The 25,730-nt window shown below is 73.4% G+C and carries 26 protein-coding genes; 23 read left to right on the top strand and 3 right to left on the bottom strand.

Annotated features, from left to right (window positions below; translation table 11 throughout):
* Positions 1-113 precede the first annotated feature (113 nt).
* The 9 genes from KPL60_RS12380 to KPL60_RS12340 all read left to right on the top strand — a co-directional run bounded on the left by KPL60_RS12380 (position 114) and on the right by KPL60_RS12340 (position 8,652).
* The gene (locus tag KPL60_RS12380) at positions 114-287 is read left to right on the top strand and encodes a CsbD family protein (RefSeq protein ID WP_062401261.1); all 174 of its coding nucleotides are present in this window, start codon (positions 114-116) and stop codon (positions 285-287) included.
* A 73-nt stretch (positions 288-360) separates the two neighbouring features.
* Positions 361-678 (top strand): hypothetical protein, encoded by a 318-nt coding sequence (locus KPL60_RS12375; protein WP_226355870.1) that lies wholly within the window; start codon positions 361-363, stop codon positions 676-678.
* Positions 679-889: 211 nt separating this feature from the next.
* Positions 890-2,335 carry a trigger factor gene (gene tig / locus KPL60_RS12370; RefSeq protein WP_226355871.1) on the top strand — a complete coding sequence of 482 codons (1,446 nt, stop codon included), beginning with the start codon at positions 890-892 and terminating at the stop codon, positions 2,333-2,335.
* Positions 2,336-2,631: 296 nt separating this feature from the next.
* On the top strand, positions 2,632-3,228 hold the full coding sequence (locus KPL60_RS12365) for an ATP-dependent Clp protease proteolytic subunit (RefSeq protein ID WP_062404398.1): 597 nt from the start codon (positions 2,632-2,634) through the stop codon (positions 3,226-3,228).
* Positions 3,229-3,257: 29 nt separating this feature from the next.
* Positions 3,258-3,920 carry an ATP-dependent Clp protease proteolytic subunit gene (locus tag KPL60_RS12360; RefSeq protein ID WP_226356687.1) on the top strand — a complete coding sequence of 221 codons (663 nt, stop codon included), beginning with the start codon at positions 3,258-3,260 and terminating at the stop codon, positions 3,918-3,920.
* 170 nt (positions 3,921-4,090) lie between these two features.
* Complete coding sequence (gene clpX / locus KPL60_RS12355) at positions 4,091-5,380, top strand: ATP-dependent Clp protease ATP-binding subunit ClpX (RefSeq protein ID WP_020625701.1); 1,290 nt, start codon at positions 4,091-4,093, stop codon at positions 5,378-5,380.
* A 135-nt stretch (positions 5,381-5,515) separates the two neighbouring features.
* Positions 5,516-6,898 carry an OFA family MFS transporter gene (locus KPL60_RS12350; protein WP_226365898.1) on the top strand — a complete coding sequence of 461 codons (1,383 nt, stop codon included), beginning with the start codon at positions 5,516-5,518 and terminating at the stop codon, positions 6,896-6,898.
* Positions 6,895-7,041, top strand: coding sequence for a hypothetical protein (locus KPL60_RS12345; RefSeq protein ID WP_162557699.1), 147 nt, complete (start codon positions 6,895-6,897; stop codon positions 7,039-7,041). Before KPL60_RS12350 ends, KPL60_RS12345 begins: the two co-directional genes overlap by 4 nt.
* Before the next feature lie 66 nt (positions 7,042-7,107).
* Positions 7,108-8,652 (top strand): alkaline phosphatase, encoded by a 1,545-nt coding sequence (locus tag KPL60_RS12340; protein WP_226365897.1) that lies wholly within the window; start codon positions 7,108-7,110, stop codon positions 8,650-8,652.
* 483 nt (positions 8,653-9,135) lie between these two features.
* Here the strand turns inward: KPL60_RS12340 and KPL60_RS12335 are convergent, their stop codons facing one another.
* The gene (locus KPL60_RS12335; protein WP_226365896.1) at positions 9,136-9,558 is read right to left on the bottom strand and encodes a PPOX class F420-dependent oxidoreductase; all 423 of its coding nucleotides are present in this window, start codon (positions 9,556-9,558) and stop codon (positions 9,136-9,138) included.
* Positions 9,559-9,639: 81 nt separating this feature from the next.
* Between KPL60_RS12335 and KPL60_RS12330 the strand changes: the two genes are divergently transcribed.
* From KPL60_RS12330 to KPL60_RS12280, 11 genes are all read left to right on the top strand, one after another.
* Positions 9,640-10,155 (top strand): hypothetical protein, encoded by a 516-nt coding sequence (locus KPL60_RS12330; RefSeq protein WP_226365895.1) that lies wholly within the window; start codon positions 9,640-9,642, stop codon positions 10,153-10,155.
* Positions 10,156-10,334: 179 nt separating this feature from the next.
* Positions 10,335-12,971, top strand: coding sequence for a valine--tRNA ligase (locus tag KPL60_RS12325; RefSeq protein ID WP_226365894.1), 2,637 nt, complete (start codon positions 10,335-10,337; stop codon positions 12,969-12,971).
* 7 nt (positions 12,972-12,978) lie between these two features.
* Positions 12,979-14,616 (top strand): folylpolyglutamate synthase/dihydrofolate synthase family protein, encoded by a 1,638-nt coding sequence (locus KPL60_RS12320; protein ID WP_374203839.1) that lies wholly within the window; start codon positions 12,979-12,981, stop codon positions 14,614-14,616.
* On the top strand, positions 14,613-15,023 hold the full coding sequence (locus tag KPL60_RS12315; protein ID WP_307799092.1) for a DUF4233 domain-containing protein: 411 nt from the start codon (positions 14,613-14,615) through the stop codon (positions 15,021-15,023). Before KPL60_RS12320 ends, KPL60_RS12315 begins: the two co-directional genes overlap by 4 nt.
* A 41-nt stretch (positions 15,024-15,064) precedes the next feature.
* Positions 15,065-15,265 carry a ribbon-helix-helix protein, CopG family gene (locus KPL60_RS12310; RefSeq protein ID WP_226366073.1) on the top strand — a complete coding sequence of 67 codons (201 nt, stop codon included), beginning with the start codon at positions 15,065-15,067 and terminating at the stop codon, positions 15,263-15,265.
* Positions 15,262-15,654 (top strand): type II toxin-antitoxin system death-on-curing family toxin, encoded by a 393-nt coding sequence (locus tag KPL60_RS12305; RefSeq protein WP_226355878.1) that lies wholly within the window; start codon positions 15,262-15,264, stop codon positions 15,652-15,654. The genes KPL60_RS12310 and KPL60_RS12305 overlap by 4 nt, the downstream gene beginning before the upstream one ends.
* Positions 15,655-15,699: 45 nt before the next feature.
* Positions 15,700-16,110, top strand: a complete 411-nt coding sequence (ndk, locus tag KPL60_RS12300) for a nucleoside-diphosphate kinase (protein ID WP_062404405.1) — start codon at positions 15,700-15,702, stop codon at positions 16,108-16,110.
* On the top strand, positions 16,107-16,631 hold the full coding sequence (locus tag KPL60_RS33720; protein WP_226365893.1) for a GNAT family N-acetyltransferase: 525 nt from the start codon (positions 16,107-16,109) through the stop codon (positions 16,629-16,631). Before ndk ends, KPL60_RS33720 begins: the two co-directional genes overlap by 4 nt.
* Before the next feature lie 77 nt (positions 16,632-16,708).
* Complete coding sequence (locus tag KPL60_RS12290) at positions 16,709-17,485, top strand: hypothetical protein (protein WP_226365892.1); 777 nt, start codon at positions 16,709-16,711, stop codon at positions 17,483-17,485.
* Positions 17,486-17,575: 90 nt separating this feature from the next.
* Positions 17,576-18,454, top strand: coding sequence for a 4-hydroxy-tetrahydrodipicolinate synthase (gene dapA, locus KPL60_RS12285; RefSeq protein ID WP_062401273.1), 879 nt, complete (start codon positions 17,576-17,578; stop codon positions 18,452-18,454).
* Positions 18,451-21,666 (top strand): carboxyl transferase domain-containing protein, encoded by a 3,216-nt coding sequence (locus tag KPL60_RS12280; protein ID WP_255655858.1) that lies wholly within the window; start codon positions 18,451-18,453, stop codon positions 21,664-21,666. The genes dapA and KPL60_RS12280 overlap by 4 nt, the downstream gene beginning before the upstream one ends.
* A gap of 12 nt (positions 21,667-21,678) precedes the next feature.
* Here KPL60_RS12280 and KPL60_RS12275 read toward each other — a convergent pair whose 3' ends face one another.
* A complete protein-coding gene (locus tag KPL60_RS12275) occupies positions 21,679-22,485 on the bottom strand; it encodes a MerR family transcriptional regulator (protein ID WP_226365890.1) in 807 nt (268 codons plus the stop codon).
* Between the two features lie 87 nt (positions 22,486-22,572).
* On the opposite strand from KPL60_RS12275, the gene KPL60_RS12270 reads away from it, so the two are divergent.
* From KPL60_RS12270 to KPL60_RS12260, 3 genes are read left to right on the top strand one after another with little or no spacing between them, the layout of a single operon-like run.
* A complete protein-coding gene (locus KPL60_RS12270; protein ID WP_226365889.1) occupies positions 22,573-23,631 on the top strand; it encodes a ferredoxin reductase in 1,059 nt (352 codons plus the stop codon).
* Positions 23,632-23,660: 29 nt separating this feature from the next.
* Entirely contained in the window at positions 23,661-24,842 is a 1,182-nt protein-coding gene (locus KPL60_RS12265; RefSeq protein ID WP_224403115.1) for an acyl-CoA desaturase, read from the top strand.
* A gap of 48 nt (positions 24,843-24,890) precedes the next feature.
* Entirely contained in the window at positions 24,891-25,322 is a 432-nt protein-coding gene (locus tag KPL60_RS12260) for a hypothetical protein (protein WP_226365888.1), read from the top strand.
* Between the two features lie 13 nt (positions 25,323-25,335).
* Here the strand turns inward: KPL60_RS12260 and KPL60_RS12255 are convergent, their stop codons facing one another.
* Positions 25,336-25,716: a nuclear transport factor 2 family protein gene (locus KPL60_RS12255; RefSeq protein ID WP_073578067.1), complete on the bottom strand. Its 381-nt coding sequence runs from the start codon at positions 25,714-25,716 to the stop codon at positions 25,336-25,338.
* Positions 25,717-25,730: the final 14 nt, after the last annotated feature.

Here is a 25,730-nt window from a genome sequence, read left to right as displayed (position 1 = left end):
GCCCCGTCGGGATTGGAAAGTGGAGGGTGGGGGTAGTCCACCCCGTCAAGGACCGTAGCGACCGGCTCGCACCCCCGCCCGCCGGACACGCGATCAGGAAGCAGGTGAGCCCCATGGGTCTCGGAGACAAGATCAGCAACAAGGCCGAGGAGCTGGGTGGCAAGGCCAAGGAGGCCACCGGCAAGGCCACCGACGACAAGGACCTGCAGGCCGAGGGCAAGGCCGACCAGGCCACCGGCAACCTGAAGCAGGCCGGCGAGAAGCTCAAGGACACCTTCAAGAGCTGACCCGCGCACGACGACGGCGGCGGCACCCCACAGCGGGGTGCCGCCGCCGTCTTCTATGGCTAAGGTCCGCCCCGTGACCGACCCCGCCGCAGGACCCGGCCCGCAGGCCGTCGCGGACGCCGTGCTGGCCCACCCGTCGGTGCTGCGGCTCGACGGCGGCCCGTTCGGCTCGGTCGCGTCGTACCTGCCGGGGCACCGGGTCCAGGGCGTGCGGCTGGCCGACCCGGTGGAGATCGCCGTCGTCCTGCGGCTGGGCAGGCCCTTCGCCGCGGTCGCCGACGAGGTCGCCGACCGGGTCCGTGCCGTCCTCGGCGACGACACCCTGGCCGTCGACGTGACCGTCGCCGACGTCGGTGCGGCCGGCGGCGTCGAGGGCCCCGCCGCGCCGTGACCCGCGCCCGGGCCGTCGCACGGTGACCGGGCTCGCCTAGACTCGCGCGAGCCCCGCCGTCACCGGGCGCGTCCCACGTACCCGGCGGCCGGTGGCACGGGACGCCCGGCGCAGAGCCGGGATCGTCCGGCGCCGGCGGGCGGGGCCACCGACCGGGGGCCGCGCGTGCCGCGGCCCGTTGCAGCACTCGTACCGCCCAAGGAGTTCCACCGTGAAGAGCACCGTCGAGCACCTCAGCCCGACGCGCGTCCGGATCAACGTCGAGGTGCCGTTCGACGAGCTCAAGCCCGACTTCGACCGCGCGTACAAGAAGATCGCCCAGCAGGTCCGCATCCCCGGCTTCCGCCCGGGCAAGGCGCCGGCCCGCATCCTGGAGGCCCGGATCGGCCGTGGCCCCGTCCTGGACGAGGTCGTGAACGCCGCGATCCCGGTCAAGTACCAGGAGGCCGTGGTGACGTCCGAGGACGTCAAGCCGATCGGCCGGCCCGACATCGAGGTCACCGAGATCGCCGACGGCGAGCGCATCGCGTTCACCGCCGAGGTCGACATTCGCCCCGAGATCACCCTCCCCGACCTGGACGGCCTGACCGTCGAGGTCGACGAGACCGAGGTGACCGAGGACGAGGTCACCGAGCAGCTCGACCAGCTGCGCGCCCGGTTCGGCACCCTGGCCGGTGTCGAGCGTCCCGCGCAGTCCGGCGACTACGTCCAGATCGACCTCTCCGCCGCCGTCGACGGCAAGGAGATCGAGGAGGCCACCACCACCGGCTTCTCCTACGAGGTCGGCCAGGGCGGTCTCATCGACGGCATCGACGAGGCCCTCGAGGGCATGTCGGCCGACGAGGAGAAGACCTTCACCTCGAAGCTGGTCGCCGGCGAGCACGCCGACAAGGACGCGGAGATCACCGTCAAGGTGACCACCGTGAAGGAGCGTCACCTCCCCGACGCCGACGACGAGTTCGCCCAGCTGGCCTCGGAGTTCGACACGCTCGACGAGCTGACCGAGAACCTGCGCGAGCGCCTGGGCCGGTCCAAGCGGATGGAGCAGGCCGCGCAGGCCCGCGACCGTCTCCTGGACAAGCTCGTCGAGGACACCGAGGTGCCGCTGCCGGAGTCGGTCGTCGCCGCCGAGGTCGAGACCCGCACCCACGACGCGGTGCACGCCTTCGACCACGACGAGGACAAGTTCGGCGAGTTCCTCTCCTCGCAGGACAAGACCCGCGAGCAGTTCGACACCGAGACGCGCGAGGAGGCCGAGAAGGCCGTCCGCTACCGCCTCGTGCTCGATACCCTGGCCGACCGCGAGGAGATCTCGGTCGGGGACCAGGAGCTCACCGAGCGGATCGTCTACCAGGCCCAGCAGTACGGCATGGCCCCGGAGCAGTTCGTCCAGCAGATCCAGCAGGCCGGCCAGCTCGGCGTGATCTACCAGGACGTCCGCCGCTCCAAGGCGCTCATCACCGCGGTGCGCGCGGCGACCGTCACCCTGCCGGGCGGCGAGGCCGTCGACCTGTCCGACCTGCTCGGGCCGGACGAGGACGAGACCACCGTCGAGGAGATCCCCGCGACCGACGTGGACGGTGCCGACGACACCGCCGACGACGCCACGGACACCACCACCGACGAGGCCTCCGACAAGGCCGACGCGAAGGCCTGATCGGCGGCCGTCACCCGGCCTCGCACGACACGTCGTGCGCTGTCGGCGAACATCGGGCGTCGTTCCCTACGCGGGGCATCCGCTCCGCGTAGGGTCGGCCCCGAACCGGTCCCCCACCGGGACCGTGAACGGGTTCGCAAGACCCGACACCGGAGAACCGAGAGCGATCCAGAGGAAGACTCCGGGACCCCCTCCCGCGGCGTCCGCGCCGCGGGGGTGGGCCCGACTTCGGAAAGCAGGGTGAAGTGAGCCAGCAGGACACCGGCCCGTCCGCGGGCCGCGGCACCGGGCCGCAGATGCGGTCCGGCATCAGCGCGATGTCGCTGTCCGACTCCGTGTACGACCGCCTGCTCCAGCAGCGCATCATCGTGCTCGGTCAGCAGGTGGACGCGGAGATCTCGAACCGCATCGCGGCGCAGATGCTGCTGCTCGCGGCCGAGGACCCGGACAAGGACATCGAGCTCTACATCAACTCGCCCGGTGGCTCGGTCACCGACGGCATGGCCATCTTCGACACGATGAACCTGATCCCGTGCGACGTGGCGACCACGGCGATGGGCATGGCCGCGTCGATGGGGCAGTTCCTTCTGTCGGCGGGCACCCCGGGCAAGCGCTCGGCGCTGCCGCACGCGCGGATCATGATGCACCAGCCGTCCGCGGGCGTCGGCGGCACCGAAGCCGACATCACCATCCAGGCCGAGCAGTTCCGCCGCACCAAGCGGGAGATGGCGGAGCTGATCGCCCAGCACACCGGTCAGTCGGTCGAGACCATCGAGCGCGACTCCGACCGGGACCGCTGGTTCTCCGCGCCGGAGGCCAAGGACTACGGCTTCGTCGACCACGTCGTGACGCACGCCGGGCGGATCGGCGAGCAGAACGGGAGCGACAAGTGAGCACCTTCGACCCGCGCCACCCGGAGTCGATGACCGACCTGCGCGGCCCCGGCGGCTGGGCGCCGGACCCGGCCCGCTCCCGGTACGTGCTCCCGTCGTACGTGGAGCGCACCAGCTACGGGGTCAAGGAGTCGAACCCGTACAACAAGCTCTTCGAGGAGCGCATCATCTTCCTCGGTGAGCAGATCAACGACACTTCGGCGAACGACACCATGGCGCAGCTGCTGGTGCTCGAGTCGCTCGACCCGGACCGCGAGATCTCGCTGTACATCAACTCGCCGGGCGGGTCGTTCACGTCGCTGATGGCGATCTACGACACGATGCAGTTCATCCGCCCCGACATCCAGACCGTCTGCCTCGGGCAGGCGGCGTCGGCCGCGGCCGTGCTGCTGTGCGCGGGCACCCCCGGCCGTCGTATGGCGGTCGAGAACGCCCGCATCCTGATCCACCAGCCGGCCACCCAGGGCGTGTACGGCCAGGTGTCGGACCTGGAGATCCAGGCGGCGGAGATCTCCCGCATCCGCAAGCGGATGGAGGAGGTCATCGCGCGGCACTCGAACCGTTCCGCGGAGCAGGTGCGCGAGGACATCGACCGGGACAAGATCCTGACGGCCGAGGAGGCCAAGGAGTACGGCCTGGTCGACGAGATCGTGCAGAGCCGCAAGCTGTCCGGTACCGCCGGCGGCAAGTGACACCCGGGTCACCGGCGGCCGGTTCCGGCCGCCGGTGACCGCCCGGCGACCCGCCGGGGAACCGGACACCGCTTCCGGTCCCCGTGCGGGCCGCGGGCAGGTACCGTCAACCCGCACGGGGCGACGGGCGCGACGCGAGAACGCCGGACCAGGACTGGGGATCGACACCTATGGCACGCATCGGCGACGGCGGGGACCTGCTCAAGTGCTCGTTCTGCGGGAAGAGCCAGAAGCAGGTCAAGAAGCTCATCGCCGGCCCCGGCGTCTACATCTGCGACGAGTGCATCGATCTCTGCAACGAGATCATCGAGGAGGAGCTGGCCGAGGCCGGTGAGGTCAAGCTCGACGAGCTGCCCAAGCCCACCGAGATCCACGAGTTCCTCGACCAGTACGTCGTCGGTCAGGCCACCACCAAGCGCACGCTGTCGGTGGCGGTCTACAACCACTACAAGCGCATCCAGGCCGGCGAGCGCAGCCGTGCCGCGGGCGGCGACGCCTCCGACGGCATCGAGATCGCCAAGTCGAACATCCTGATGCTCGGCCCCACCGGGTGCGGCAAGACCTACCTGGCGCAGACGCTGGCCAAGATGCTCAACGTCCCGTTCGCCATCGCCGACGCGACCGCTCTCACCGAGGCCGGCTACGTGGGCGAGGACGTCGAGAACATCCTGCTCAAGCTCATCCAGGCCGCCGACTACGACGTGAAGCGCGCCGAGACCGGCATCATCTACATCGACGAGGTCGACAAGATCGCGCGGAAGTCGGAGAACCCGTCGATCACCCGCGACGTGTCCGGCGAGGGCGTGCAGCAGGCGCTGCTGAAGATCCTCGAGGGCACCACCGCGAGCGTCCCGCCGCAGGGCGGCCGCAAGCACCCGCACCAGGAGTTCATCCAGATCGACACGACGAACGTCCTGTTCATCGTGGCCGGTGCCTTCGCCGGGCTGGAGCGGATCATCGGCGAGCGGGTCGGCCAGTCCGGCATCGGCTTCGGCGCCGACATCCGCTCGAAGAAGGACCTGGACTCCGCGGAGCGCTTCGCCGAGACCCTCCCCGAGGACCTGATCAAGTTCGGCCTGATCCCCGAGTTCATCGGCCGGCTGCCGATCGTCGCCTCGGTGACCTCGCTCGACAAGGACGCCCTGGTCAAGATCCTGACCGAGCCGCGGAACGCCCTGGTGAAGCAGTACCGCAAGCTGTTCGAGATGGACGGGGTGGAGCTGGAGTTCGCCGAGGACGCCCTCGACGCCGTCGCCGACCAGGCGATCCTGCGCGGCACCGGCGCCCGTGGCCTGCGGGCGATCATGGAGGAGGTGCTCCTCCCGGTCATGTACGACATCCCCAGCCGCGACGACGTGGCGAAGGTCGTCGTGACCGCGCAGACGGTGAAGGACAACGTCAACCCGACGATCGTCCCGCGCCAGCCGCAGCGCCGGGAGCGCCGCGACCGCTCGGCCTGAGCCGTCGCGAGAACCGACCCGACGCCGGTCCCACCAGCAGGTGGGACCGGCGTTGTCGTTTCGAGACCCGCTCGGGTTGCTGCACCCTTCCGCACTACTTAGCGTTGCTCCGTCAACATACGACGGAGGGGCGACATGTCCGGATTTCTCACGCGGGAGCGCATCGTTGCTCCACCCGGATGGAGCCGTTGGCTCGTCCCACCGGCAGCGCTGTCCATCCACCTGGCGATCGGCCAGGTCTACGCCTGGAGCGTCTTCAAGACGCCGCTGGCGAACGCACTCGACCTGTCGGGCGTCGCCACGGCGCTGCCCTTCACGCTCGGCATCATCATGCTGGGCCTGTCCTCGGCGCTGTTCGGCACGAAGGTCGACAGCAACGGCCCGCGCTGGGCGATGGTCGTCGCGTCGAGCTGTTTCGTCGCCGGGTTCCTGATCTCGGGTCTCGGCCTCTACGCCGAGCAGTACTGGCTGGTCGTGCTGGGCTACGGCTTCGTCGGCGGCATCGGCCTGGGCATCGGCTACATCTCGCCGGTCTCCACGCTGATCAAGTGGTTCCCGGACCGCCCGGGCCTGTCCACCGGCCTGGCGATCATGGGCTTCGGCGGCGGCGCGCTCATCGCGACCCCGCTCACGAACTCGCTGCTGTCGGCGTTCGGCGGCTCCGGTGACGGGGCCACCTCGGCCGGCATCGGGTCCACGTTCCTCACGATGGGCCTGATCTACCTGGTCTTCATGTCGGTCGGCTGGATCCTCATCCGGGTGCCCGCCGAGGGCTGGACGCCGCCGGGCTGGGACCCGTCGACGGCCAAGAAGAGCGGGATGATCTCGACCGGGAACGTCTCGGCGAACAACGCGATCCGCACGCCGCAGTTCTGGCTGCTGTGGGTCGTGCTGTGCTTCAACGTCACCGCGGGCATCGGCATCCTGGAACGGGCCTCGCCGATCTTCCAGGACTTCTTCGCGGAGAACGGGGCCACGGCCACCCTCGCCGCGGCGGCGGGCGGGTTCGTCGCGATCCTGTCGCTGGCGAACTCGGCCGGGCGCATCGCCTGGTCGTCGCTGTCGGACGTGCTGGGCCGCAAGAACATGTACCGCATCTACCTGGGCGTCGGCGCGCTGCTGTACCTGCTGATCACGCTGATCCCGAACCAGTCGCGGGCGCTGTTCATCGTCGCCGCGGTGCTGATCCTGTCGTTCTACGGCGCCGGGTTCGCCACCGTGCCGGCGTACCTGCGGGACCTGTTCGGCACCTACCAGGTCGGCGCGATCCACGGCCGGCTGCTGACGGCGTGGTCCACCGCGGGCGTCCTCGGCCCGCTGATCGTCAACGCGATCGCCGACGCGCGGATCGAGGCCGGCGTCGAGGGCCCGGCCCGCTACACGACCGCGTTCATCATCATGATCGTGCTGCTGGTCATCGCGTTCGTCTGCAACGAGCTGATCAAGCCGGTCGACGCGAAGCACCACGAGCCGTCCGCACAGGCGGCCCGGACCCCGACCCAGAAGGAGACCGCGTGAGCAGCGTTGCCGAGACCGGCGGGTCGTCGACCTGGGGACCGGTGCAGTGGATCGGGGCCGTCCTGGCCTGGCTGTGGGTCGGCGTCCCGTTCGCCTACGGGCTGTACGAGCTCGTCCTGAAGATCCCCGCCCTGTTCGGCTGAGTCTTCGCCCGCCGTTCACCCGTACGGTCCGGTTCGTGGTCACTCGTCCGGGTTAGAACGGCGGGCGTGGCTCTCTCCCGACGCTCCCTGTTCCGCACCGCGGCCGCCGGCGGTCTCGCCGGCGCCGCGGCCCTCGCCCTGCCGGGGACGGGTGCGGCCGCACCCGCCCTGGTGCGCTCCGGCCGGCCGGTCCTGACCCACGGCGTCGCCGCCGGTGACGTCCGGCCCGGCTCCGGGCTCGTCTGGACCCGCGCCGACCGGCCGTCGCGGATGGTCGTGGAGGTCGCGGGCTCGCCGGACTTCCGGCGGGCGCTGCGGATCCCCGGCCCGGTGCTGACCCCGGACACCGACCTCACCGGGAAGCTGCGGGTCCCGGCGACGCGGGGACGGGTGCACTACCGCGTCGTCGCCGAGCCGCTCGACGGCGGTCCCGCGAGCGCGCCGCTGACCGGCTCCTTCCGGGCGGTCCCCGGGCGCGGCGAGCCGGTGCGGATCCAGTGGTCCGGCGACGTCGTCGGGCAGGGCTGGGGCATCGACCGCGCCACCGGCGGCATGCGGATCTTCTCCGCGATGGCCGACCGCCACCCCGACCTGTTCCTGCACTCCGGCGACACCGTCTACGCCGACGGCCCGCTCACCGAGACCGTCACGCTGCCCGACGGCCGGGTGTGGCGCAACGAGATGACGCCCGAGAAGGCGAAGGTCGCCGAGACCCTGACCGAGTTCCGCGGCCAGTTCGCCTACAACCTGCGCGACGACAACCTGCGCCGGTTCGCGGCCTCGGTCGGTCAGATCGTGCAGTGGGACGACCACGAGGTCACCAACAACTGGTACCCGGGGGAGATCCTCACCGGTGAGGTGGGGGAGAAGTACACCGAGAAGCGGGTGGACGTGCTCGCGGCCCGCGGGTTCCGCGCGTTCCACGAGTGGCAGCCGGTCGACCCGCGCCTCGCCGTCGACGGACGGGTGTACCGGCGGGTGCCGTTCGGCCCGCACGTCGAGGTGTTCGTGCTGGACATGCGCACCTACCGCAGCGCGAACTCCGCCAACACCGGCCGCGGCGAGCGGATCCTGGGGGAGGCCCAGGCCCGCTGGCTCGTCGACGCGCTCGCGTCCTCCCGGGCGACCTGGAAGATCGTCGCCTCGGACATGCCGATCGGGGTGCTGGTACCCGACGGCGACACCGCCTGGGAGGCCGTCGCCAACGGGGTGCCGGGGCCGCCGAGCGGGCGTGAGTCCGAGATCGCCGGGGTGCTCGCCGGGATCCGCCGGCGGAAGGTCCGCAACGTGGTGTGGGTGACCGCGGACGTGCACTACACCGCCGCCCACCACTACGCCCCCGAGCGCGCCGCGTTCACCGACTTCGACCCGTTCTGGGAGTTCGTCTCCGGCCCGCTGCACGCCGGTGCCTTCGGGCCGAACGAGCTCGACCCGACCTTCGGTCCGCGGGCGGAGTTCGTGCGCGGACCGTCCCGGCAGGGCGCGAGCCCGCTGGAGGGGTTCCAGCACTTCGGGGAGCTCGACGTCGCCCCCGACGGGACGACCCTGGAGGTCCACCTGCGCGACCAGGCCGGCGCTTCCCTTTGGACCACCACCCTGCGCCGGACCTGACGACCGCGTCCGCACTCCCCGCGTGGCCGACAGCTGTGCGGCGCCACCGGGGGGTGCCCGCGGGAGGTGACCGGTGTCGTCGCCCGAACCCGCCACGTGGGACGCGGCCTCCTCGGCCTCGGGCCTCCGCGGCCCCCGGCTTCCGCGGCCCCCGGCTTCCGCGGCCCCCGGCTTCCGCGGGCCCAGAGGCCTCTGGCTTCCGCGGCCCCGGCCTCCTCGGCCTCGGCGGCGTCCGGTTTCCGCGGCGTCCGGCCTCCGCGACCGGAGCGGCCGTGGCGGTCACCGGCGGCCCGCCGCACCCGGGCGGAGGTCGTCGCACCCTCCGCGGCGGGTGCGCCGACCCCCATAGGGGTGCGACAACTCCTCCGGCCACGTCCACACCCCTTGGCGGGCGCCCACACCTGTTGCGACGGGTGTGGACGCCTGCCAGGGGGTGTGGATCCCGGCGGGTGCACGCGCGGGTCCCGGGGACGGAGCCGGGGGTCAGGCGGTCGCGTCGAGCTGGGCGATGACCTTGGTGGGGCGGATCCGGACGACCAGCTCGCCGGGGACGCCGTTGCGCCGGCCGAACTCCTCCGCACGGTCGGCACCCATGTAGCGGCCACCGAGCGCGGTCGCGGTGCGCAGCAGCTCGTCGGGATCCTGGCTGGTCTCGGCGACGCCCTGGACCTGCACGAACCCGTACGGGGGCTCGGGCAGGTCGGCGGTGAGCACGACGCGCGGGTCGCGGGCGATCGCCCGGCCCTTCGCGGTCGCGGCGCCGGTGTTGAACACGATCGCGTCGTCCTCGACGAGGAACCAGACCGGCGCGACGAGCGGGCGCCCGTCCTGCGCGGTCCAGCCGAGCATGCCGGTGCGGGTGCCGTGGGAGAGGAACGCGACGACCTCGTGGCTCAGAGCGGTCATGGAACCGAGCCTAGGGCGCCGCGACCGGCGCCGGGGCGCGCCACGGTGACCGCGGGGCCCGCCGCGGGGGAGGGTGTCGTCATGGACGACCTCCCACCCGGCACCCTGCTCGGCCGTCAGGTCGACGGCGTCACCTGCGGACCGTCGGTGCTGGTCGTGACCGCGGTGCTGACCGGATCCGGGTGGCCCGGCGCCGTGGCCGACCGGTTCGCCGAGGCCCAGCGCACCGCGCACCGGCAGGCCAACCGGCTCTGGCCACGCGCCCTCGGCACCACGCCGTGGGGCATGCGGGCCTGGCTGCACCGGCACGCGCCCGCCGCGGGGCGCTACCGCATCCGCCCGGCGACCGCGGGTGCGCTGGCCGGGGTGCGCGACGCCGGGGTCCCGGTCCCGCTGCTGGTCGGGTCCGGGTGGCTGCCGCGACACTGGGTGCTGGTCCTGCCCCCGTCCGACGACGGCCGGTGGCGCGTCTACGAGCCCGGCTCCGGCCGGGTGCGGGCCGTCGACCCGGAGCTGTTCGGGCAGGGGGACCCGGCCGCCGTCACCCGGCTGCTGGGGTGGCCGCGACCGTGGGCGGTGCTGCTGCCCGCCCGGTGATCGCCGGGAGTGGAGCGCCGGGGCGAGTCGGCCGCACCCGCGGCTCCGCCCCCGGCGATCACCGGGCGGTGGGCCGTGCGGGGGGTGCCCGTCCGGCGGGCGGCGACCCGTGTCCCGGTCGCGGGCACGAGGGTGCGGGGGCCGGAAATGCTGTCGGTGTCGACTCGTAGACTTGACATGTGACCGAGACCCTGCCAGCGCGTACCGCCGACCTGCCCGCCAAGTGGACCCCGGGCGAGGTAGAGGGCGACATGTACCGCCGCTGGGTCGACGCCGGGTACTTCCGGGCCGACCCGTCGTCGGACGCCGACCCGTTCTGCATCGTCATCCCGCCGCCGAACGTCACCGGCAGCCTGCACCTGGGCCACGCGATGGACCACACGCTGATCGACGTCCTGACCCGGCGCGCCCGGATGCAGGGGCGCGACGCGCTGTGGCTGCCCGGCATGGACCACGCCGGGATCGCGACCCAGTCGGTCGTCGAGCGGCGGATGGCCGCCGCGGGCGAGCCCGACCGGCACGCGATCGGCCGCGCGGCGTTCGTCGAGAAGGTCTGGGAGTGGAAGGCCGAGTCCGGCGGCTCGATCCTGGGGCAGATGGAGCGCCTCGGGGACGGCGTCGACTGGTCCCGCGAGCGCTTCACCCTCGACGAGGGGCTGTCGCGCGCCGTCGCCACCGTCTTCAAGAAGATGTTCGACGACGGGTTGATCTACCGGGCCGAGCGCCTGGTCAACTGGTCCCCGGCGCTGCGCTCGGCGATCTCGGACATCGAGGTCGACCACATCGAGACCGAGGGTGAGCTCGTCTCGATGCGCTACGGCGACGGGGACGCCTCGGTCGTCGTCGCGACCACCCGGGTCGAGACGATGCTGGGCGACACCGCGGTCGCCGTCCACCCCGACGACGAGCGCTACGCCGCACTGGTCGGCACCGAGATCGAGATGCCGATCACCGGGCGGATGATCCCGGTCGTCGCCGACGACTACGTCGACCCCGAGTTCGGCTCCGGCGCCGTCAAGATCACCCCGGCGCACGACCCGAACGACTTCGAGGTCGGCCGCCGGCACGACCTGCCGATGCCGACGATCATGGACGAGGCCGGCACCATCGCCGGGACCGGCACCCGGTTCGACGGCATGGACCGGTTCGAGGCGCGCGAGGCCATCCGCGAGGAGCTGCGCGCCCAGGGCCGGATCGTCGCCGAGAAGCGCCCCTACCTGCACTCGGTCGGGCACGACTCGCGCACCGGGGTCCCGATCGAGCCGCGGCTGAGCCTGCAGTGGTTCGTCAAGGTCGAGCCGCTGGCCCGGTCCGCGGGCGACGCCGTCCGCTCCGGCGAGACCGTCCTGCACCCGAAGGAGCAGGCCAAGCGGTACTTCGACTGGGTCGACAACATGCACGACTGGACCATCAGCCGTCAGCTGTGGTGGGGGCACCGCATCCCGGTCTGGTACGGCCCGGACGGCGAGGTCGTCTGCGTCGGACCGGACGAGCAGCCGCCGTCGGGCGAGGGCTGGCGCCAGGACCCCGACGTCCTCGACACCTGGTTCTCCTCCGGGCTGTGGCCGTTCTCCACGCTCGGCTGGCCGGACGAGACCCCGGACCTGGAGCGCTACTACCCGAACTCGGTCCTGGTCACCGGCTACGACATCCTGTTCTTCTGGGTCGTCCGGATGATGATGTTCGGGACCTACGTGATGGGGAAGGCCCCGTTCCGCGACGTCTACCTGCACGGGCTCATCCGCGACGAGCACGGCAAGAAGATGTCGAAGTCCAAGGGCAACGTCATCGACCCGCTGGCGCTGATCGACTCCTACGGCGCGGACGCGCTGCGGTTCACCATCGCCCGCGGCTCCAACCCCGGCACCGACATGTCGCTGTCGGAGGAGTGGGTCGCCGGGTCCCGGAACTTCACCACGAAGCTCTGGAACATCACCCGGTTCGCCCTGGCCAAGGGCGCCGACGCCAGCCTGCCGCTGCCCGCGGACGCCGACCGGACCGACGCCGACCGCTGGATCCTGGGTCGGCTCGCCGAGGTCCGCGCGCAGACCGACGAGCTGCTCGACGGCTACCAGTTCGCGAAGGCGACCGAGGGGCTCTACCACTTCGCGTGGGACGAGCTGGCCGACTGGTACGTCGAGCTGTGCAAGACCCAGCTCGACGACCCGGCGACCGAGCCGGGCACCCGGGCGGTCCTCGGGCACGTCCTCGACGCGCTGCTGCGGATGCTGCACCCGATCGCGCCGTTCGTCACCGAGGCGCTGTGGACCGCGCTGACCGGCGGCGAGACCGTCGTGACCGCGGCCTGGCCCACGGCCGAGGGCACCGGCGCGCCGGTCGACGCGGCCGCCACGGCCCGGGTCACCGACGCGCAGAAGGTCATCACCGAGGTCCGCCGGTTCCGCACCGAGCAGGGGCTGCCCGACCGCAAGGCCGTCGCCGCCCGCCTCACCGGCCTCGGCGACGCCGGGCTGGCCGCGCACGAGCGCGCGCTGCGCTTCCTCAACCGCCTCGACCCGGCCGGTGACGACTTCGCCGCCACCGCGAGCTTCGAGGTCGCCACCTCCGGCGGTCCGGTCACCGTCGAGCTGGACACCTCGGGGGCGATCGACGTCGCCGCCGAGCGGGCCCGGCTCGGCAAGGACCTCGCCGTCGCCGAGAAGGAGCGCGACCAGGCGGACAAGAAGCTGACCAACCCGAAGTTCACCGAGAAGGCACCGGCCGAGGTCGTCGACGGGATCCGTGCCCGGCACGCGACCGCCGTCGCCGACATCGACCGCATCACCGCGCGGCTCGCCGCGCTCCCGGAGGGCTGATCCCGCCGTGGCGAAGGAGTACGACGAGTTCGACGACTTCACCGAGGCCGACTCGCCGACCTACGGCGGCGACCGGTGGGCCGAGGGCGGGTTCGGCGACTCGCCCGACGGTGAGCCGTCCGGCGGCGACGCCGAGCAGGAGCAGGACGACGAGCCCGGTGGCGAGGACCGCTCCGACGCCCCCGAGGCGTCGGCTGCGGCGCCGGAGGACACCCAGGAGGCCCTGATCGCGGCCGTCCTGGACGAGATCCGCGGCGGGGGAGACCCCGACGTCGTCCCGGCCCAGTCCACGGTGACCGGCTACGCCGAGTTCCTCGCCGTCGACGCGGCGCTGGACCGGCGCTGGCCCGAGTCGGTGATGGAGCCGTCGCTGGAGCGGATGCAGGCCCTGTGCGACGCCCTCGGCGACCCGCAGCGCGGCTACCCGGTCGTGCACCTGACCGGCACCAACGGCAAGACCTCCACCTCCCGGATGGTCGACGCGCTGCTCACCGAGATCGGGCTGCGGACCGGGCGCTACACCAGCCCGCACCTGCAGCGCGCCACCGAGCGGATCAACCTCGACAACCGGCCCGTCACCCCCGAGCGCTACGTCGCGGCCTACCGCGAGGTGGAGCCGCTGGTCGAGCTCGTCGACGCCAAGCGCGGCGACGGGCCCGCGCTCAGCAAGTTCGAGGTGCTCACCGGGATGGCCTTCGCCGCCTTCTCCGACGCCCCGGTCGAGGCCGCGGTGATCGAGGTCGGCCTCGGCGGGCGCTGGGACGCCACCAACGTCGCCGACGCGCACGTCGCCGTCGTCCTGCCGGTGGGGCTCGACCATGCCGAGTACCTCGGCGACGACATCACCGACATCGCCCGCGAGAAGGCCGGGATCATCAAGGAGGGTTCCGTCGCCGTCCTCGCCGCGCAGGACCGGAAGGTCGCCGAGATCCTGCTGGCCCGCTGCGCCGAGGTCGACGCGCAGGTCGCGCGGGAGGGCGCGGAGTTCGGCGTCGTCTCCCGCGAGATCGCCGTCGGCGGGCAGCGCCTGGAGCTGCAGGGCCTGTCCGGCCGCTACGACGAGATCTTCCTGCCGCTGCACGGCGAGCACCAGGCGTCGAACGCGGCGGTCGCACTGGCCGCGGCCGAGGCGCTCGTCGGCGCCGGCACCGCGCAGCCCCTCGACCCCGACGCGGTCCGCGCCGCGTTCGCCTCGGTCCGCTCACCCGGGCGGCTCGAGCCCGTCGAGGGCGGGCCGGACCGGCCGACCGTGCTGCTCGACGCCGCGCACAACCCGGCCGGGGCGACGGCACTGGCCGCCGCGCTGGGCACCGAGTTCCGCTTCACCCGGCTGGTCGGCGTGATCGGGGTGCTGGAGGGCAAGGACGCCCGCGGCATCCTGGAGGCGCTCCAGCCCGCGCTGCACGAGGTCGTCGTCACCACCAACTCCTCGCCGCGCGCCATGGACCCCGACGCGCTCGGTGCGCTCGCGGCCGAGGTGTTCGGCTCCGAGCGGGTCAGCGTCGAACCGTCGCTGGCCGAGGCCGTCGAGCAGGCGCGTGAGATCGCCGAGGAGGCGGGCGGGTCCGGGGTCGGCGTCGTCGTCACCGGGTCGGTCGTCACCGTCGGCGAGGCGCGGTCGCTGTTCGGGAAGGAACCGGAGTGAGTGACGTGCCGGGTGTGCCCGAGGGTGTGCGGCCGCCGCCCACCGACCCCATGAAGGGCGCCCGCGGCGTGTTCGCCGCGACGCTGATCCTGGAGGCGATCGTCGTCCTCCTGGCGCTGCTGGTGCTCCCGCGCTTCGGCACCGGGTCGACCGCGCTCGGCTTCGGGGTGGTGGCGGGCATCGCCGTCGCCATGATCCTGGCGTCCGGGGTGCAGCGGCGGCCGTGGGGGCTCACCGCGGCGCTGGTGCTGCAGGGGGCGCTGCTCGTCGCGGCGCTGGTGTTCCTGTCGTCGCTGGTCGTGGTCGCGGTGGTGTTCATCCTCGTGTGGGCGGTCCTGGTCTGGATGCGGCGCGAGGTGGCCCGGCGGATGGCGGCGGGGACGCTGCCGTCGCAGCAGCAGGACTGAGTCCGGCGGTATCACTTCCGGCATCGTCCTCGGTCGTGGCCATGACCCTCCGCCTGACCGATGACGAGTCCGACGCCCTCCGCGCCCGGGCGGAGGCGGAGGGACGCTCCATGCAGGAGGTCGCGCGGTCCGCGGTCCGGGAGTACGTCGCCCGCCACGACCACGACGCCGACGTCGACGTCGCAGCCGCATGGGTCACCACGAACTTCCGGGAGGCCCTCGACCGGCTCGGGCGGGCGTGACCCGGTACCTCTCCCTGGTCGACGTCCTGCGGTTCGCCCCGGACGCACTCGGCCAGGAGCCGGTGGTCCGCGACTTCGGTCTGCTCGAGTCCGCGCCGGCCCGGCCGGCGACCGTGCTGTTCGGCCGAGACGCCTATCCGACCGTCCACCTCAAGGCGGCCGCGCTGCTCCAGAGCATCTGCGGCAACCACGCCCTGGTGGACGGCGACAAGCGGCTGGCCTGGGCGACGACGGCGGTGTTCCTGGTACTGAACGGGCATCCGCCGCGGGTCGACCAGGACGCCGTGTTCACGTCGGTGGTCTCGGTGTCCGAGGGCAGTCTGCATGACCTTCCTGGGATCGCCGCCGCGCTGGCGGAGCTCACCGACGAGCCGGAGCCGCCGTCCTGACGGTGGGTGCCGGACCCCCACCGGGTCGTCGCTACCCTGTCGCGCGTGACTGAACGCACTCTCGTCCTGGTCAAGCCCGACGGCGTCGCGCGCAAGCTCGTCGGTGAGGTCGTCTCGCGCATCGAGCGCAAGGGCCTCGGTCTGGTGGCCCTCGACCTGCGCACGGTGGACCGTGAGCTGGCCGCCCAGCACTACGCCGAGCACGACGGCAAGCCCTTCTTCGAGGAGCTGCTGTCGTTCATCACCTCCGGCCCGGTCCTGGCCGCGGTCGTCGAGGGCCCCCGCGCCATCGCCGCCTGGCGGCAGATCGCCGGCGGCACCGACCCGGTGGAGAAGGCCACCCCCGGCAGCATCCGTGGCGACCTCGCCCTGGAGACCGGTTCCAACCTGGTGCACGGCTCGGACTCCCCGGAGTCGGCCGACCGGGAGATCAAGCTCTGGTTCCCGAACCTGTGACCGCAGGCGTCCCGGCCGTCCGCCGGGTCGTCGACCCCCACCCCGGCGCCGCCGCCGCGCTCGGTGACCTCTGGATCGCCGTGACCGAGGCCGGCGGCGCCGTGGACTTCGTGCCCGGCGCCGACCCGGACGAGGTCCGCGCACTGGCGGTCGAGACCGTCGACGCCGCCCGGTCCGGCGCGTCCCGGATGTTCGTGCTGGGGGAGGAGACCGCCCCGCTGGGCACGGTCTTCCTGGTCCCGAACACCGGCATCGCCGCGCACCGCGCCGACGTGCAGCGCCTCATGGTCCGCCCGGCCCTGCAGGGACGTGGTCTCGGCACGGTCCTGCTCGACGCCGCCGTCGCCCACGCCCGGGAGACGGGCCTGGCGATGCTGACCCTCGGCGCCCGCGGCGGCACCCCGCTGCCCGCGTTCTACGCCGCCCGCGGCTTCGTCGAGTACGGCAGGTTGCCCGGCGGGGTGCTGCTCTCCCCGGAGGACGCGCGCGACGTCCACCTGTTCTACCTGCCGCTCGGCTGACCCCCGGCCCGCGGGAAGATCGATTCCCCCCGACGGCCGGATGGCAGAGGCCGTCCCCGCGGTCCACCATGTGGGCCATGACCGTGCTCACCCCGCGCCCGACGACCGCGGACCTAATCCGTGGAGTCGTCGTGGCGGTCCTGGCGATCCTGCAGGTGCTCGTGTCGGCGTTCGGGGGGTCGGGGATCGGCGCCGTCGCGCGCGACTACGACACCCCGCTGCTGGCCGCGGGCTGGGCGTTCTCGATCTGGGGTCTGATCTACCTGGGCGTGCTGGTCTACGCCGGCTACGCCCTGCTGCCCGGCCAGCGCGGCCGCGAGGTGCACCGCCGCGTCGGCTGGTGGGTCGCGGCGACCGCGGTGCTCAACCCGCTGTGGATCGCGGCCTTCTCGAACCGGTGGGTGGTCACCGCCGAGGTGCTGCTGGTCCTGCTCGTCGTCGCGCTCGGTGTCGTCTACGGACGGCTGTCCCGCAGCGTCGCCGACGGCTGGGCGGAACGGCTGGCGATGCGGCTGCCGCTGGCGATCTACCTCGGCTGGTCCTCGGCCGCGCTGGTGCTGGGCCTGATGGCGGCCGGCGTCGCGGTCGGGCTGCCATCCGACGGGGTGCTCCCGCAGGTCGCGGCCATCCTGCTGCTCGTGATCCTCACCGCGGTCGTGCTGTCGGTCATCGGCTCCACCGCCGGGTTCGCGGGCTTCGCCGGAGCGCTGTGCTGGGCGCTGATCGGCATCGTGGCAGGCGACCGGCCGATCGCCGTCACCGTCGTCGCGACGGTCGCGGCCGGGGCGATCGCGGTGCAGGCGGTGCGCCGGATCACGCGGTCGGTCCAGCCCGCCCGGCTGGCCCTGGGCTGAGCCGGCGGCTGAGAGGAAACCCGCACCGGGACGTCGGTCCCGCTTGCTACGGTCGCACCGGCAGGAGCAGCGGTACCAGGGAGGCCCGGCATGATCACCGGAAGCATCGTCGCGATCGTGACCCCGATGCACGACAGCGGCGAGGTCGACCACACGGCCCTCGGCGAGCTCGTCGAGCGGCAGGTCGACGCGGGCACCGCGGCGATCGTCTCGGTCGGCACGACCGGCGAGTCGTCCACGCTGTCGGTGCTCGAGCACACCGAGGTCATGCGGCGCACCATCGAGGTCGCGAACGGCCGGGTCCCGGTCATCGCCGGCACCGGGGCGAACTCCACCGACGAGGCGATCCACCTGACCCGCGCCGCGCGGGCGGCCGGCGCCGACGGCGCGCTGCTCGTGACGCCGTACTACAACAAGCCCCCGCAGGAGGGCCTCTACCAGCACTTCAAGCGGATCGCCGAGACCGTCGACATCCCGCAGTACCTCTACAACGTCCCGGGCCGCACGGCCTGCGACATGCTGCCGTCGACGGTGGCCCGGCTGGCCGAGATCCCGAACATCGTCGGGCTCAAGGAGGCCAAGGGCGACCTGGACCGGGTCCGCGAGCTCGTCGCGCTGGGCCTGGACGACTTCGCGCTGTACTCCGGTGACGACGGCACCGCCCGCGCGTCGATGCTCGCCGGGTTCCACGGCGACATCTCGGTGACCGCGAACGTCGCCCCCGAGACGATGGCCCGGATGTGCAAGGCCGCCGTCGCCGGTGACGCCGAGACCGCCTCCGCGCTCGACGCCGACCTCGCGGGCCTGCACGCGGCGCTGTTCTCCGAACCGAACCCGATCCCGGTGAAGTGGGCCCTGGCGGAGCTGGGTCTCATGCCCGGCGGAATCAGGCTGCCGCTGGTGCCGCTGGACGAGTGGCACCACGAGGACGTCCGCGCCGCGCTGCGGGCCGCGGGCCTGCTGTCCTGAGCCCCGCGCTCCCCGGGGCGCTGCTCGTCGCCAACCGCGCCGAGATCGCGGTCCGGATCATGGAGACGGCGTCGGCGCTGGGCGTGCGCACGGTCGCCGTGCACGCGGCCGACGACGCCGCCTGCGCGCACGTCGCCCGCGCCGACGCCGCCGTCGCGCTGCCCGGCACCGGCGCCGCCGCCTACCTCGACGTCGACGCGCTGGTGCGGGCCGCCGTCGACGGCGGGGCCGGTGCGCTGCACCCCGGCTACGGGTTCGCCTCCGAGAGCCCGGCGCTGGCCCGGGCCTGCGCGGACGCCGGCGTGGTGTTCGTCGGGCCGTCGCCGCAGACGCTGGAGCTGTTCGGGGACAAGGCCGCCGCCCGCGACCACGCGGGGGCGCTCGGCGTACCGGTGCTGGAGGCCGTCGAACCCGCCGACGGCGCCGCGCTGCTGTCCCGCCTCGGCCCCGGCGGCGCCGTCATGGTCAAGGCCCGCTCCGGCGGCGGCGGGCGCGGGATGCGCCCGGTCACCGACCCGGCCGACCTCGACGACGCCGTGCGCCGCTGCTCGTCCGAGGCGCTCGCCGCGTTCGGCGACGGCGCGGTGCAGGTCGAACGCCTCCTGCCGGCCGCCCGGCACGTCGAGGTGCAGGTCCTCGGTGACGGCACCGGCGCCGTCGTGCTGGGGGACCGGGACTGCTCCGCGCAGCGCCGCCGGCAGAAGCTCGTCGAGATCGCGCCCGCCCCCGCCGTGCCCGCCCCGGTGCGCGCGCGGCTGCACGAGGCCGCGCTGCGCCTGTGCGACGGCTACCGCGGCCTCGCCACCGTCGAGTTCCTGCTCGCCGGGCAGGACATCGCGTTCCTGGAGGTCAACCCGCGGATCCAGGTCGAGCACACCGTCACCGAGGAGACCACCGGCCTCGACCTCGTCGAGCTGGGGCTGCGGGTCGCCTACGGCGCCCGGCTCGCCGACCTCGGCCTCGCCGCCCCGCCCGCTCCGCGCGGGACCGCGGTGCAGGCCCGGGTGACGACCGAGACCGTCGGGCCGGACGGGGCCCTCGTCCCGGCCGCCGGGACCCTGACCCGCTTCCAGCCGCCCGCCGGGCGCGGGGTCCGCGTCGACACCCACGGCTACGCCGGGTACCGGGTCGGGCCGCGCTACGACCCGCTGCTGGCCAAGGTCGTCGCCCGCGGGGCGACGCCGGAGGCCGCTGCCGCCGCCGCCCGGCGTGCCCTCGCCGGGTTCGACGTGGCCGGCGTCGCGGTCACCCTGGGGCTGCTGCAGGCCGTCCTCGCCCGCCCCGAGCTGGTCGACGGGACACTGGACACCACCTTCGTCGACCGGCACCTGGTCGAGCTGGCCGCGGCGCCCCGCGAGACCGTGCTGCCCGCGACCGGTGCGCCCGAGACCGGCGCGCCCGCGGCGGGTGACGCCGCGGGTAACGGATCGGCGCCGGGCCCGGCGGTCGAGGTCCCCGCGGACCGGACCGCCGTGCGCGCGTCCCGGCCCGGCGTCGTCGTGGCGCTGCCCGTCCCGGCCGGGCAGGTCGTCGCCGCGGGTGGCGAGGTCGTCGTCCTCGAGTCGATGAAGATGGAGCACCCGGTCACCGCGGAGCGGCCGGCCCGGGTCGAGACGGTCGTCGTCGCCGTCGGGGACGCGGTCGAGGCGGGGGAACTGCTGGCCGTCCTCGCCGACGCCGACGCCGCGGAGGCGCCCGGCCGGGCCCAGGACGTCGACCCCGACCGGATCCGGCCCGACCTGGCCGAGGTCCGCGACCGCCGCCACGGCGGGCTCGACGCCGGCCGGCCCGCCGCCGTCGCACGCCGGCGGTCGGCGGGGCGGCGCACCGCCCGGGAGAACGTCGCCGACCTGCTCGACCCCGACAGCCTCGTCGAGTACGGCGCGCTGACCCTGGCGGCGCAGCGGGCCCGGCGCAGCACCGCCGAGCTCGTCGCCCGCACCCCAGCCGACGGGATCGTCACCGGCACCGGGACCGTCGGCGGACGCCCGGTCGCCGTGCTGGCCTACGACTACACCGTGCTCGCCGGCACCCAGGGTGTGCTCAACCACCGCAAGACCGACCGGCTCCTCGAGCTCGCCGAGCGCGACCGGCTGCCGGTCGTCGTGTTCGCCGAGGGCGGCGGTGGACGGCCGGGGGACACCGACACCTCCGCCGTCACCCAGCTCGACGTGCCGACCTTCCGGCTGTTCGCCCGCCTGCGCGACCGGGTCCCGACCGTCGCGGTCGTCGCCGGCTACTGCTTCGCCGGCAACGCGGCCCTGGCCGGGGCCTGCGAGCTGATCGTCGCGACCGAGGGCAGCAGCCTCGGCATGGGCGGCCCGGCGATGATCGAGGGCGGCGGGCTCGGCGTCGTCGCACCCGGTGACGTCGGCCCGATGCCGATGCAGTGGGCGAACGGCGTGGTCGACCTGCTGGTGCCCGACGACCGGGCCGCGGCCGCCGCGGCCCGCCGGTACCTGCTGCACGTCGCCGGGGACCCGGTGCCCGGCGGGCACGCCGACCAGCGGCTGCTGCGCCACCTCGTCCCGGAGAACCGGCTGCGCGCCTACGACGTCCGCCGCGTCGTCGACACCCTGTGCGACACCGGCTCCGTCGTCGAGCTGCGCGGCGGGTTCGGCGCGGGGATGGTCACCGCACTGGCCCGGCTCGACGGCCGCGCCGTCGGCGTGATCGCCAACGACCCGGAGCACCTCGGCGGCGCGATCGACGGCGACGCCGCGGACAAGGCCGCCGCGTTCCTGGCGCTGTGCCAGGCCCGCGGGCTGCCGGTCGTGTCGCTGTGCGACACCCCGGGGTTCATGGTCGGCCCGGACGCCGAGCGCACCGCGACCCTCCGCCGGTTCGGGGCGATGTTCGTCGCCGGGGCACGGCTGACGGTGCCGGTGGTGACGGTCGTGCTGCGCAAGGGCTACGGCCTCGGCGCGATGGCGATGGCCGGCGGTGACCTGCACGCGCCGGTGCTCACCGTGGCCTGGCCGACCGGCGAGTTCGGCGGGATGGGGCTGGAGGGCGCGGTCCGCCTCGGCTTCCGCGACGAGCTGGCCGCGATCACCGACGAGACCGCGCGGCGGGCCCGCTACGACGAGCTCGTCGCCGGGTACTACGAGCGCGGCAAGGCGCTCGGCGTGGCGACGGTGTTCGAGATCGACGACGTCATCGACCCCGCCGACACCCGGGCCGTGGTCTCCCGCGCGCTGCGCGGGCGCTGACCGGCCCGGTGGTCAGGACGGCGCCCCGTCCGCGGACGGCTCCGCGGCGTCGGGGGCGACCGTGGGGCCCGCGCTCGTGGTCTTCACGTTGCGCACGATGTCGCGGCCGAAGGTGACGTCGACCCGCTCGGCCACGGCCAGCTCCAGCACGGCGATCATGACCTCACCGGAGATGCGGCGCATCCGCTCGATCGTCTCGTAGACGCGCGGCCACTGGTCGTCGGGACGGCCCTCGGCGTCGAAGGGCTGCCAGATCTCGCCGAGGAACAGGTCGACGTAGAGCCGGGCGACGGCGTCGGCGTGCTTGCGCAGCTGCTCCACGACGTCGAGCGAGCGGGTGATCGGGATGCCGAGACCGGTCAGCTCGGCGGCGGCGTTCATCAGCCGCGGGCTGATCTCCTCGTAGGTGTCGTCGCCCAGCTCGCGCAGCAGGCCCATCTTGACCCCGCGCTTGGCGACGCCGACGTCGGTGCTCTCGTACCGTTCGGCGAGCTCGGCGAGGTGCACGATCTGCCGGTCCTCGGGCGCGAACAGCGCGCGGACGGTCCGGATGAACTGCACGACCTGCTCGGTGGAGCCACCGGTGGTGTCGAGCAGCTTCTTGATCGTGTCGAGCTTGACGCCCTCGTCCTGCAGGTCCTGGATCAGCTCCAGACGCGCCGCGTGACCGGGTCCGTAGTAGCCCGTCCGGGCCTTGACCTGCGGCGGGGGCAGCAGCCCCCGGGACTGGTAGGCGCGGATGTTGCGCACCGTGACACCGCTGGACCGCGCCAGCTCGTCGATGGTGCGCCAGTCCGCCGACTCCGGGTCCTCGACCATGACACGGAGGATAACAGGCAGGCATGTGACACAGGATCCAGGCAGACTCGGTTGCTATGTGACATCGAACCGTGCACAGTTGATGTCATGTTCCGATCCGCTCCTGGCACGACCACGCGCCGCCGGGGCCTGCTGGCCGCCGCGAGCGCCCTCACGACCCCGCTGCTGCCCGAGGACTTCCTGACGCTGGTCGACCCGCTCTGGTCGACCACGTCGCTGCGCGGCCGGGTGGTCGCCCGTCGCCGCGAGACCGGCCGTGCGGTCTCGGTGACCATCGAGCCCGGGCGCGCCTGGGCCGGGCACCGCGCCGGCCAGTACGTCGGCATCGGCGTCGAGGTCGACGGCGTCCGGCTCACCCGGAGCTACTCGCTGACCTCCCCTGAGGGCGCGGAGCACCTCACCGTGACCGTGCAGGAGGTCGACGGCGGCGCCGTGTCGCCGACCCTGGTCCGCGACCTGCCGATTGGCACGATCGTCGAGCTCGACCAGGCGGCGGGCGGTTTCGTCCTGCCCGACCCGCTCCCGGAGAAGCTGCTGTTCGTCACCGCGGGCAGCGGCATCACCCCGGTGATGGGCATGCTGCGCACGCTCGACCGCGCCGGGACGATGCCCGACGTCGTGCTCGTGCACGGCGCCCGCACGCCGGAGGACACGATCTTCCGCGCCGAGCTGGCCGGCCTCGCCGCGCGGCACCCGTCGCTGCGGGTCGTGCTGCGCCACAGCGCCGTCTCCGGGCGGCTCGACCCCGCGACCCTCGACGCCGCCGTCGTCGACCGGGCCGACCGGGCCGTGTACGCCTGCGGCCCCGACGGCCTGCTCGACGCCCTGGAGGATGCCTGGGACGGCGTCACCGCCGAGCGCTTCACCCCGCCGGCCCGCGCCACCGAGGGCACCGGCGGCACCGTCGACCTCGGCGGCGACGACGTCGTCGTCGAGTCCGGCCAGAGCCTCCTCGAGGCGGGGGAGGCCGCCGGGAAGCTCATGCCCAGCGGCTGCCGGATGGGCATCTGCTTCGGCTGCGTGCTGCCGCTGCGCGAGGGCCGGGTGCGCGACCTGCGCACCGGCGAGGCGCACGGCGAGCCCGGCGACCTGGTCCAGACCTGCATCAACTCCGCGTGCGGGCCCGCCCGCATCGACCTTCCCTGACACACCCGCTCCGACCGAAGGAGGTCCTCATGACCGCCGTCCTGGAGAACCCCACGCACGCCGAGCCCGGCCCCGAGGAGACCGGCCGCGAGCAGCACCCGCAGCGCCCGGTGCTGGAGCTCGTGCCGTCGTCGCGCCGCGAGGACGTGGCCGCGACCACCGACCTGACCGCCGAGCAGATCGAGGAGCTCGGCCGTCGCCTCGACGCGATCCGTGACCGGGTCCTCGCCGAGCGCGGCGCCTCGGACGCCGAGTACATCCGCGGCGTCATCCGCAAGCAGCGGGCGCTGGAGATCGGCGGCCGCGCGCTGCTGTTCGCCGGTGTCCTGCCCCCGGCCTGGATCGCCGGGACCGCCATGCTCTCGATCGCCAAGATCCTCGAGAACATGGAGATCGGGCACAACGTCATGCACGGCCAGTGGGACTGGATGCGTGACCCGAAGATCCACTCGTCGACCTGGGAGTGGGACAACGTCTCGTCCTCGGCGGAGTGGAAGCACTCGCACAACTACATGCACCACACCTACACCAACGTCGTCGGCAAGGACCGCGACGTGGGCTACGGGATCCTGCGGCTGTCCGAGGAACAGCGGTGGACGCCGTACTACCTGGGCAACCCGCTGTACAACCTCCTGCTCAGCCTGTTCTTCGAGTACGGCGTCGCGCTGCACGACCTCGAGGTCGAGAAGGTCGTGGCGGGGGAGAAGCCGCTGAGCCGGGTGTGGCAGCAGGTCAAGTCGATCGGCCGCAAGACCGGGCGCCAGATCCTGAAGGACTACGTCGCGTTCCCCGCGCTGGCCGGGCCGTTCTTCCTGCCGGTGCTCGCGGGCAACCTCACCGCGAACCTGGTGCGCAACGTCTGGTCGCACGCGGTCATCTTCTGCGGGCACTTCCCGACCGGCGCGGTGCAGTTCACCGAGGAGCAGCTGGAGGACGAGAGCCGCGGCGAGTGGTACGTCCGTCAGCTGCTGGGCTCGGCCAACCTCGAGGGCGGCCGGTTCTTCCATCTGATGACCGGCCAGCTGTCCTTCCAGATCGAGCACCACCTGTTCCCCGACCTGCCCAGCAACCGCTACGCCGAGATCGCGCCCGAGGTGCGGGAGCTGTGCCGGGAGTACGGGCTGGAGTACACGACCGGGCCGCTGTGGAAGCAGTACATGCAGGTCCTGGGCACGATCAACCGACTGGCCCTGCCGAACGGGAAGCGCTGATAGCTTCCGTTCCGTCCGATCCGTCCGGGTCGGCGGAGGGGGGCGGTCGTGCGGCACCTGGTGGGGGTCCTGGTCGGGCTCGTCGGGACGGCGGTGGCGCTGGTCGTCGCCGGTGCGGGGATGGGCACCGCCTACGAGTCGATGATGCGGATGGACCTCGACCGGGTCCCCGCCGGCTCGGGCCTGCTGCTCGTCGGCGGGCTGCTCCTGGGCGCGGTGGTGCTCGCCGCGCGCCTGTCCCCGGGCGCACCGCTGACCGGGGCCGTCCTGCTCCTGGCCGGCTCGGCGTGGACGCTGTTCGACCCGCAGGCGCCGTTCGTGCTGGGCCGGGGGCTCGGCTACCTCCTGAGCCTGCAGTACGGGATGCTCCTGGCCGGGCTGCTGGCCGTGGCCGCGTTCGCCGTCCCGCGGCGGCGGGCCGAACCCGGCCCGCCGCCGTCCTGGGCGCACGGCCCGTCGTCGGGGCCGGTCGTCCACTGACCGGCCCGGCCCGTCACAGGGCGGGGACGACGTCGAGGAAGCCGTGCACCTGCGCGATCCGGCCGTCGCCGTCGGTCACGATGACGTCGAACCCGACCACCGGAGGCTCGGCGCCCGCCGCGAAGACCTCCGGCGGCGCCGCCTGCCAGCGGAACCGCGCCCGGTCGTGGTGCGCGTCGACCTCGCCGTGCAGCCGGAACTCGAACCCGGCCAGCTTCTCCCGGGCCGCGCCCAGGAACCCGGCGACGCCGTCGTGCCCGGTGACGTCGGCGAGCGGGTCGGTGTAGCGGACGTCGGTGGTGAACAGCTCGGCGACGCGGGCCTTCCGCGCCGTCGGGTCGGCCTCGTCGAACGCGGCGACGTAGCGCTCGGCGAGGGCGGTGAAGTCGGTCATCCCTACCTCCTGGG

Origin of the sequence: Pseudonocardia sp. ICBG162 (genome assembly GCF_020496225.1) — a bacterium.
In the GTDB taxonomy this organism is placed as follows: Bacteria; Actinomycetota; Actinomycetes; order Mycobacteriales; family Pseudonocardiaceae; genus Pseudonocardia; species Pseudonocardia alni.
This window is presented reverse-complemented; position numbering and strand designations above follow the sequence as displayed.

What these genes read in the sequence shown, in the direction of transcription:
- KPL60_RS12350 (WP_226365898.1), top strand. Translation starts at nt 5,516, where the DNA reads ATGTCCGGATTTCTCACGCGGGAGCGCATCGTTGCTCCACCCGGATGG.
- KPL60_RS12275 (WP_226365890.1), bottom strand. Translation starts at nt 22,485, where the DNA reads ATGGTCGAGGACCCGGAGTCGGCGGACTGGCGCACCATCGACGAGCTG.
- KPL60_RS12255 (WP_073578067.1), bottom strand. Translation starts at nt 25,716, where the DNA reads ATGACCGACTTCACCGCCCTCGCCGAGCGCTACGTCGCCGCGTTCGAC.
- KPL60_RS12380 (WP_062401261.1), top strand. Translation starts at nt 114, where the DNA reads ATGGGTCTCGGAGACAAGATCAGCAACAAGGCCGAGGAGCTGGGTGGC.
- KPL60_RS12365 (WP_062404398.1), top strand. Translation starts at nt 2,632, where the DNA reads ATGCGGTCCGGCATCAGCGCGATGTCGCTGTCCGACTCCGTGTACGAC.
- KPL60_RS12335 (WP_226365896.1), bottom strand. Translation starts at nt 9,558, where the DNA reads ATGACCGCTCTGAGCCACGAGGTCGTCGCGTTCCTCTCCCACGGCACC.
- KPL60_RS12360 (WP_226356687.1), top strand. Translation starts at nt 3,258, where the DNA reads ATGACCGACCTGCGCGGCCCCGGCGGCTGGGCGCCGGACCCGGCCCGC.
- dapA (WP_062401273.1), top strand. Translation starts at nt 17,576, where the DNA reads ATGATCACCGGAAGCATCGTCGCGATCGTGACCCCGATGCACGACAGC.
- KPL60_RS12270 (WP_226365889.1), top strand. Translation starts at nt 22,573, where the DNA reads ATGTTCCGATCCGCTCCTGGCACGACCACGCGCCGCCGGGGCCTGCTG.
- KPL60_RS12310 (WP_226366073.1), top strand. Translation starts at nt 15,065, where the DNA reads ATGACCCTCCGCCTGACCGATGACGAGTCCGACGCCCTCCGCGCCCGG.
- clpX (WP_020625701.1), top strand. Translation starts at nt 4,091, where the DNA reads ATGGCACGCATCGGCGACGGCGGGGACCTGCTCAAGTGCTCGTTCTGC.
- KPL60_RS12330 (WP_226365895.1), top strand. Translation starts at nt 9,640, where the DNA reads ATGGACGACCTCCCACCCGGCACCCTGCTCGGCCGTCAGGTCGACGGC.
- KPL60_RS12265 (WP_224403115.1), top strand. Translation starts at nt 23,661, where the DNA reads ATGACCGCCGTCCTGGAGAACCCCACGCACGCCGAGCCCGGCCCCGAG.
- KPL60_RS12290 (WP_226365892.1), top strand. Translation starts at nt 16,709, where the DNA reads ATGACCGTGCTCACCCCGCGCCCGACGACCGCGGACCTAATCCGTGGA.